3 protein-coding genes are annotated in these 3,003 nt (G+C 67.8%); 2 read left to right on the forward strand and 1 reads right to left on the reverse strand.

The window, feature by feature from the left end; all coding sequences use genetic code 11:
- Positions 1–46: 46 nt before the first annotated feature.
- Both rpsA and VET27_RS06475 read left to right on the forward strand, forming a co-directional pair.
- Positions 47–1,504 (forward strand): 30S ribosomal protein S1, encoded by a 1,458-nt coding sequence (gene rpsA, locus VET27_RS06470; RefSeq protein ID WP_526516265.1) that lies wholly within the window; start codon positions 47–49, stop codon positions 1,502–1,504.
- Positions 1,505–1,737: 233 nt separating this feature from the next.
- Positions 1,738–2,466 (forward strand): hypothetical protein, encoded by a 729-nt coding sequence (locus tag VET27_RS06475; protein ID WP_526516261.1) that lies wholly within the window; start codon positions 1,738–1,740, stop codon positions 2,464–2,466.
- 68 nt (positions 2,467–2,534) lie between these two features.
- Here the strand turns inward: VET27_RS06475 and VET27_RS06480 are convergent, their stop codons facing one another.
- Complete coding sequence (locus VET27_RS06480; protein WP_526516263.1) at positions 2,535–2,729, reverse strand: hypothetical protein; 195 nt, start codon at positions 2,727–2,729, stop codon at positions 2,535–2,537.
- Positions 2,730–3,003: the final 274 nt, after the last annotated feature.

Genomic DNA, 3,003 nt, shown 5'->3' on the forward strand with positions numbered 1-3,003 from the left:
GGCCATCGACATTCCGAACAAACCCACTTCCGGAGCACCCCACCACATGTCCACCCCTACCGCCACCGCCCCACAGGTCGCCATCAACGACATCGGGACGGCTGAGGACTTCCTCGCTGCCATCGACCTGACCATCAAGTACTTCAACGATGGCGACATCGTCGAGGGCACGATCGTCAAGGTCGACCGTGACGAGGTCCTGCTCGACATCGGCTACAAGACCGAGGGTGTCATCCCCTCGCGTGAGCTGTCCATCAAGCACGACGTCGACCCCAGTGAGGTCGTCTCGATCGGCGAGCATGTCGAAGCGCTTGTTCTCCAGAAGGAGGACAAGGAAGGCCGTCTCATCCTGTCCAAGAAGCGGGCTCAGTACGAGCGCGCCTGGGGCACGATCGAGAGGATCAAGGAAGAGGACGGCGTCGTCTCCGGCACCGTCATCGAGGTCGTCAAGGGCGGCCTGATCCTGGACATCGGTCTGCGCGGCTTCCTGCCCGCTTCGCTGGTCGAGATGCGCCGCGTGCGCGATCTGCAGCCGTACGTCGGCCGCCAGTTGGACGCCAAGATCATCGAGCTGGACAAGAACCGCAACAACGTCGTGCTGTCCCGCCGGCAGTGGCTGGAGCAGACCCAGTCCGAGGTGCGCAGCGAGTTCCTCAACCAGCTTGGCAAGGGACAGGTCCGCAAGGGCGTGGTCTCCTCGATCGTCAACTTCGGCGCGTTCGTCGACCTCGGCGGCGTCGACGGCCTGGTGCACGTCTCCGAGCTGTCCTGGAAGCACATCGACCACCCGAGCGAGGTTGTCGAGGTCGGCCAGGAGGTCACCGTCGAGGTTCTCGACGTCGACATGGACCGCGAGCGGGTCTCGTTGTCGCTCAAGGCGACCCAGGAAGACCCGTGGCGGCACTTCGCCCGGACCCACGCCATCGGCCAGGTCGTGCCGGGAAAGGTCACCAAACTGGTGCCGTTCGGCGCGTTCGTCCGTGTCTACGACGGTATCGAGGGCCTGGTGCACATCTCCGAGCTGGCCGGGCGCCACGTGGAGATCCCCGAGCAGGTCGTGACGGTGGACGACGAGATCTTCGTCCGGGTCATCGACATCGACCTGGAGCGCCGGCGCATCTCGCTCTCGCTCAAGCAGGCCAACGAGGGCATCACCCCGGAGACCGAGTTCGACGAGGTCCGCGCGCAGTACGGCGTGGTCGACCACTACGACGAGTCCGGCAGCTTCGTTCCGCCGGAGGGCTTCGACGTCGAGAGCGGCGAATGGCTCGACGGTTTCGACACCCAGCGCGAGGCGTGGGAGAAGCAGTACTCGGAAGCGCACTCGGTGTACGAGTCGCACCTCAAGCAGATCGCCGCGGCGCAGGTCGCCGATGCCGAGGCAGCCGAGCCGAGCAACTACTCCTCGGGCACCACGGCGCCCGCCGGGGCGGCTCCGCAGACCGGTTCGCTGGTCAATGACGAGCAGCTGGCCGCCCTCCGGGAACGGCTTGCCGGTAGCTGATCTCGCTCGGCACCGCGGCCGCCCGTGATGGGGGGCCGTCGTGAACGGGCCGAACGGGGCCGTCACCTGCGGGTGGCGGTCCCGTCGTCGTCTGCCCGGTCGGATGCTCACCGGGGTGTGGCTGCGAGCTCGAGTCGCGGCGGCGACAAACTCCCGATGTGGGTCTCCAACACGCCGGTGAATCGCTGTTTGCCCTGGCGGGATCGCCGTGTCGGGACCATTACGGTGAACACATGCGTCGTCACACTGTGCTGCTGGCCGCGACCGTTGTCGGCCTCGTCGTCATCTCCGGCTGTTCCTCCGACAGCTCCACCCGTCGCACGGTGACCGCGGTGGTGACGGTGTCCAGCGGTGCCGACGCCTCCGGACCCGCGGATGCCAGTGGCAGCGGCAGCGCGGACGCCAGCGCCAGTGGCAGCGAGTCGGCCGCCTCCCCGAGTCCGTCACCCTCGCCGTCCGCATCGGCGGCGCCGACCGCCGCCCCGATCGTCGCCGTCGACCCGTTGAAGGTCGACTGCGCAGCCATCCTCAATGCCGCGGACGTGAAGAAGTCCATCAACGCCGACATCCCGAACGACCGGCTGAAGGTCACCGTCGCGGAGGTCAACACGGACGTCGGTCAGACCGGCCGGATCCGTTGCCTGTTCGGTCTGTCGGGGGACAAGAAGACCGGCGCGATCACCCTGGCGCTCACCCAGTACGCCGATGCCGCCGCGGCACAGAAGCAGGCCGACGTGACCGTCCAGAACGAGACGGACAGCAGCGCGCAGATCATCCCGACGACGGTCCAGGGTTACCCGGCGACGATGGCGATCCGGGACGGCGGGTTGATCATCATGCCGTACGACACCTGGACGATGGCCATCGCCGTCGTTGGCACCAACGGGCCCGATCCGGCTGTGCTGGCGATCGGCCTGCCGCAGCTGGCGGACGCCGCGCTGACCCGGATCCTCAAGGCCTGAGCGAGGCCGCGGCCCCGAACCGCGGCCTCGCGAAGGGTGCGGCCCGGCGGAGGTGCTGCCCGACTGCCTCAGACCGCTGCGGCGGGCTGAGGGGCACGTTCGCCGAACAGGCGGTAGTCGGCCCGGCGATGCCGGCCCGGCCGGAACCAAGCGAGGAAGAACCGCCGGCGCACCACCGTCACCAGTGCGGTGACGGGGATCAGCCCGGGACTGCCGAGCCGATGACGACCCGCGACGGGCATCCGGATCAGGGTCGTCGTCACGGCTGCTCCCCAACTTGATGTGACATGGGTGTTCGGTGGATGTGCGCCCGGTGCCGACAGCGAAGAAACGTCGGCGACAGTGGCCCGCGCTCACGCTACGTGTCAGGCTGTGCGCGCCCCGGCATGCTGACGGGCGTGTCGGAGACTCGAGTCAATCCAGATACGGGCCGGTCCATCCAGGGCCAATCCATCCAGGGGCAATCCAGGGGAGATCCATGCTGACCGTTGCCGTCACGGGCGGAATCGGCTCGGGCAAGTCGACGGTGTCCACCGC

Source organism: Mycobacterium sp. (genome assembly GCF_035633495.1).
GTDB lineage: Bacteria > Actinomycetota > Actinomycetes > Mycobacteriales > Mycobacteriaceae > Mycobacterium.

What these genes read in the sequence shown, in the direction of transcription:
- rpsA (WP_526516265.1), top strand. Translation starts at nt 47, where the DNA reads ATGTCCACCCCTACCGCCACCGCCCCACAGGTCGCCATCAACGACATC.
- VET27_RS06475 (WP_526516261.1), top strand. Translation starts at nt 1,738, where the DNA reads ATGCGTCGTCACACTGTGCTGCTGGCCGCGACCGTTGTCGGCCTCGTC.